This is a genomic window from Streptomyces sp. SM1, from assembly GCF_002910825.1.
Classification (GTDB): domain Bacteria; phylum Actinomycetota; class Actinomycetes; order Streptomycetales; family Streptomycetaceae; genus Streptomyces; species Streptomyces okerensis.
Genome location: NZ_NEUB01000877.1, coordinates 1 through 5,043, shown reverse-complemented (window position 1 = coordinate 5,043; position 5,043 = coordinate 1). Strand labels below are relative to the sequence as shown.

The following is a 5,043-nucleotide window of genomic DNA, read 5'->3' as shown; positions in this document are numbered from 1 at the left end:
CGTTGGGGCCGGGGGCGGCGACGCGGTCGGTGCGGATGACGGTGCCGTCGAGGTTCAGATGCGTCAGCCCGGCCGCCTTCGCGCGTTCCAACGCGGTGGCGAGGTCCGGTGCCCCGGCCGCCAGAACGGTCAGCCCCTCATGGAGGTAGCGGTATGCGGTGGAGGCCGACAGGCCGTTGTCGCGGGCGAGTTGGGAAAGGCGGGTGCCGTCGATGAACCAGCGCAGGACGAGCACCGCCTGCGGGAAGCAGCCCAGCGCACGCCTGCCCCTGCGGGTTCCGGCCGCGACGCGGTGATCGCGCAGCAGCCGGGCCAGGTGCTCGGCGGTGGACCGCTTCACATCGAGCACCGCGGTGTATGTGACACTGGTCGGCACGTGAGGCCCCTCGGTCAGAACAATCCGTCGCAAGATCGTTCCTACCAGGGGCCTTACGTCTGCCCGGACTTGGGGACCGCACGGGCCGCAGCGCAAGCATCGCGATCACAGCGAGCGACGGGCGCTTACCGGGAAAGACTCAGTGAGCCGATGCGTGTTGGCGCGAGCGTTGGGGAGGGGCCCGGTCGTGAGCCGGGTGAAGAATTCGGTCGCGATGATCTTTCGTCGGGTCTCCTCAGGCAGGCGAGTAAGGATTCCGGGCAGCGCCCGTTCGCGGGCGGCCTCCCCGCGGTGCGCGAGGATCGCGGCTTCCCTGTCAAGTTCGACGTGTTGAGGCCTCGTCCTCGGTGGGCGCCATCAGAGGGGTGCTGGGTCCGGGGCTGAGTCACTGCCGTGGGGTCGGGCCGGGCAGCACGAACGGGATGAAGGCGAGGCGGATCTCTCGAGTGCTGTCGTTGGTGGACTGGAACACGAAGTCGTGCCGCTCGTTCTCCTCCGAGGAAAGGAGTCGCTTGCACTGGGGGTGCTCGCCGATCCGCTCGGCGGCCTTGCGAATGATCTCGCTGGGATTACCTTCCTTGATGAACAACAGGAAGGCGGCTTTAGTGTCACGCCAGACGAGATAGCGTAGGAGCTGTTCGTCCAGGGCATCAGTGATCGCCTTGGGGCCGCTCCAGATTTTACACTCGGCGATGAAGATGTTCCGGCCATCTTCGCGGACGAGGATGTCCGTCTTGCCGTTCCCGTTAAAGACCTCACCCGCCGCCTGGCCCTCGAAGGTTGCGTTGAGACCGATCAGGATCTGGTTGCGGATGTCTTCTTCGCCCAATTTGGCTGCTGTAGCGGGGATGCGTTCTAGCCCATCGCGGATATGCCCGATGACCTTCAGTACTTCCTCATAGTCGTCAAGCGCAAGCACCGGCTCGGGCTTGAAGGGGCCCTTTGCTTCAGGGCGGGGGCGAGAGATGATCTTGCGGCGGTTGATCGCCGTGGCATAGACGGGTGAGCTCTCGCGCCGGCGGACGGGGAACCCGAGGGCCTCTTCCATGTTCCGGTCTGACAAGAGCTTCGCTCTACGTTTTTGGACCAGACTGGAGGAGAGGTCGCGGAGTTGCTCGTTGTGAGGTGTGACCTGCGCCAAGGCCCAACCGAGGTGTCGCTCGATGTCGTCGAGCTCCTCATCGAAGTATCGCCGGGCGGCTTCGTGGGCGCCGGTCTCTCCGGACCATCGGATGTGGAGTTCATTCTCTTTCACCTCAGTGGTCCACTGCCGGAGCCGGTGGCGACTGGGCCTGAGAAAGAAGATGCGCGACTCTCCCCTGAACGGGACCGCGATAGTCATCACGGTCGCTTGGCGCTGAATGGTGCGTCCGGCGATGTCTTGGAACTTCACGGTGGTCTCGGACACGGGGAGCTGGTGGATGCCGTCCCGGTCGAGCTGCGGGCAGGTCAGGAAATGCTTCTCGACCAGGTAGTCGACAACGTCGGCCTCAGGCGTCTGCAGGAGCTCTTCGGCGTTCCAGCCAAGGACCGCCTTCTGCAGGCCGGCCATCTCGGCGTTCAGTACCTCGCGCAGCTCCCGCTGGCCGAACAGCCCGCCTCGTGCGAATGACATATCTCTCATGAGCGCATTGTGCGACCCGCCACTGACATCCCGCGAGTGAGCCTGGGGCGATGAGGAGGCTGACTGGGGACGGTCCTGAGAGTGCCCCCAGCCAGCTGTCTACCTGTTTCTGCGTCTATCCGATGCGCTCGCCCCCCTCACCAGCGGAATCAGGGCGCCCATCGCCCTCCAGGTGGTGCATCCACCCACCGAGTTCGCGGAGCAGCGCCAGGGTGAAGGTGCGCAGGTCGCTGGAGAAAAGCGAGCCGACCAGCACCGGCGACGCCAACACGATGACGAGCATGACGGGTGCCAGCAGCAACAACTGCACCAGCAGGAATGCCCACTTTGGGGTGTCCATGTGTGACCTCATGATCAGGAGACGGATCCCACGCGCTATGGCCTAGGCCATGGGGAGATTTTTTTTCCGCCTCCTGGCGGGAGGGGCTCCAAACGCAGGCTCACTCTGTGAGTGACGCGTTGAACCAAGCACTGAGGTGCTGAACCAGCAGAATAGCAGCAAATCCTCGCCATGAACGGGAATTACGCAGACCTCCGGGTAACGGCTTCCCACCCCGCATCCGACCGGCCCAGGCCGAGATCTGCGTCGCCGAGTGCAGCATGGCCCTGATCCCTGGTGGACGGGGCTGGCCGCCCGGAAGTTCGTTCAACGGACCATCACGGCTCGGTGTTGCCGCCTGTGCTCACCCTGCAGGCGGCTGAGGCTGGGTGGGTAGGAGCCGGACGAAGGAGCTGGGGAAGGCAAGTTGCTGGCGAAGCTGACGGTTCTCCAAGGTCAGCTGATTGACGACCCTGACCAGTGCTTCACGGTCTGCGCGGAGTTGGGCGAGTTCGTCCTTGTCGTCCGACCGGAGTTCCTTCAGCTTGACGATCTGCTTGCGCAACCGCACTTCGACGTCGGTCGGCTGACCCCGCTCTTTGACCTTCGCGTAGAACTCGTTCTTCAGGTCGAGGTGGCGCTGCGTGAGAGCGTTGCGGGGGACGTCCGCCTCGGCAGCCAGGGACTTGATGGTCAGGGCGCCGTCCGAGTGCTCGGGCGTCCCGGCCAGGATGCGGTCCATGGCGGCATGGATGCGGTCGCGTTCATCGGGTGCAGGGCTCATGCGGTGTCCTGGAGGGTGATTCGGGTGCGGTGGTGGGCCTCAGCGAGGTCACGCAGACGGGCCGCGTTGCGGCGAAAACGGTCGGCGAGCGGGCCCGGGACGCGGGCCGCTCGCCGGTCGAGGAGGTCGGCGCGATCAAGGATCTTGGTGATGTGCTGGTCGGTGCGGGCAATGTTCCCGCAGCCGGCGACGCATCGATCAAGGCTCGGGGTGTCTTTGATGCCGCGATGGCAGAGAGCCTTTTCGCGCTTGTAGACACACATCAGCAGAGCGTTGGGATTGTCGTAGACGGCCAGCTGAGGGTTGGCAACGATCTGTCGAGCCTGACGCAGGCTGATGACCGTGCCGGTGTACTGCACTGCGGTGGCAGCGGCTGTGATAGCCCGCCGGGCGGCAGGTCCCGAGACGCCAAGGCCGTCTTCGAGGTCGTCGTGCAGGTCAGCGACGGTGTCAATGGTCGCCCGGGCGGTCTCGACGTCGAGGAGGTCGTGGATCCCGTCACGGCTTCGGGAGGCGTATCCGACAGATACGGAAGTTCGCAGGTCAGGGTCATTGCATGATCGAGATCTGTCTGGGTTCGTCACGTGAGGCCGAGGGCTCGTAGGGGCCGGTGGTAGTCGCGGCCGGTGTGGCGGAGGGCGGCGGCGATGTTGGTCTGGCCGTCCTGGCGGAAGACGCTGATGGCGAGGTTGCGCAGGGAGGCCATGGAGCGGGGCAGGGTGCCGGTGCGGACCTTGGAGTCGTCCTCGCGGAACGTGCGGTCCCGGACGTGGTGCAGGAGGTTCTCGATACCCCAGTGGCCTCTGATCCAGGTGGCGAGCTCGGTGCAGGTGGCGTCGAAAACGGTCAGGCTGGTGATCAGGTAGACGCGCTCGATGGTCAGCTTCCCGGCGCTTATGTCGCGTCGCCAGCGCACGACTTGGATGGCCTGGTGGGCGCCGGGGTAGTCGAGGTGGCTGAATGCGGCGGCCTTGAGCCGGCGGACCTCGTCGCGGTGGTGGGCGTGGTCGCGCGTGCGGTGCCCGAGCGGGATGTCCCGCCAGGGCAGCGTTCTGACCTGGGCATACAGGCCCGGATGGTTCTTCTTCACGACGGCCACGTAGTGCGCGCCGCGACGGGTCAGATAGGCCCCGTGGTCGTGCTGGGTGTGCAGGGCGTCGGCGGTCACCACCGTGTTCGCCAGCTCGAGTCCGTCCAGCAACGGTGCGAAGGAGGGGATTTCGTTGCTCTTGGAAGCGACCTGCCGCTGGGCCAGGACAACGCCGTGGTGGTCCATCGCCGCCAGCAGCTGGATCGCGGCGGCCGTCTGGGTTCGCGATCCGCGGACCACCTTGCCGTCGACCGCGATCACCCGTCGCACCGGCCCCTCCTCCGCGTCCGGCTCGACCGGGGGCGGCGTTCTGGCCTGCAGATACGCGCTGATCGCCGCATCCAGCGCGTCACCGTCCACACGCTGCAGCAGGCGGCGCACGGTTGCGGCGTGCGGCACCGGCCGCAGACCGGTAAGCGGATCGGCAGCGAAGCCGAGGACACCCAGCACATGCTGCGGGGCATCCGTGATCCACTCGCTGATCGCGATGAGCGACCGGGCCCCGGTCAGCACCGCCGAGACGGCCGCGCACAGCAACGCGAGGGCCGGATACCGCAGCCCTCGCGCATCGCGGGGATCGGCGACCAGAATCAGGAAACGCCGCAGGTCAGCGACATCGCTTGAGGTGAGGGGATCAGTCGGGGAGCCCAGTTGCTCCAGCGCGGAAGGGATGGGCGATGATGTTCGGGCAGGCACGGTCTCGCTCGGTTCTCATGGGTCTCGACAACCACATGATCACCAGCACCGTGCCTGCTCTGCTCTCCGGGGTCCCTTGCCACACAACGGACATGACGCCACGTCACTGACGAGACCGACGAACCGGACCAATCCCAATCGCGCAATGCCCCTG

General features: G+C 65.9%; 5 protein-coding genes and 1 pseudogene. 1 reads left to right on the top strand and 5 read right to left on the bottom strand.

The window, feature by feature from the left end:
• The 4 genes and pseudogenes from B9S61_RS29195 to B9S61_RS29175 all read right to left on the bottom strand — a co-directional run.
• Positions 1–376 (bottom strand): annotated as a pseudogene (locus tag B9S61_RS29195) (IS5/IS1182 family transposase); the annotation flags it as partial.
• A gap of 385 nt (positions 377–761) precedes the next feature.
• On the bottom strand, positions 762–2,000 hold the full coding sequence (locus tag B9S61_RS29185; RefSeq protein WP_146064978.1) for a hypothetical protein: 1,239 nt from the start codon (positions 1,998–2,000) through the stop codon (positions 762–764).
• Positions 2,001–2,115: 115 nt separating this feature from the next.
• Positions 2,116–2,340, bottom strand: a complete 225-nt coding sequence (locus B9S61_RS29180; RefSeq protein ID WP_103544919.1) for a hypothetical protein — start codon at positions 2,338–2,340, stop codon at positions 2,116–2,118.
• A 343-nt stretch (positions 2,341–2,683) separates the two neighbouring features.
• A complete protein-coding gene (locus B9S61_RS29175) occupies positions 2,684–3,103 on the bottom strand; it encodes a hypothetical protein (protein ID WP_103544918.1) in 420 nt (139 codons plus the stop codon).
• A gap of 32 nt (positions 3,104–3,135) precedes the next feature.
• Between B9S61_RS29175 and B9S61_RS41150 the strand changes: the two genes are divergently transcribed.
• On the top strand, positions 3,136–3,663 hold the full coding sequence (locus B9S61_RS41150) for a hypothetical protein (protein ID WP_181007594.1): 528 nt from the start codon (positions 3,136–3,138) through the stop codon (positions 3,661–3,663).
• 20 nt (positions 3,664–3,683) lie between these two features.
• Here B9S61_RS41150 and B9S61_RS29165 read toward each other — a convergent pair whose 3' ends face one another.
• Positions 3,684–4,889, bottom strand: coding sequence for an ISAs1 family transposase (locus B9S61_RS29165; RefSeq protein WP_103542832.1), 1,206 nt, complete (start codon positions 4,887–4,889; stop codon positions 3,684–3,686).
• Positions 4,890–5,043: the final 154 nt, after the last annotated feature.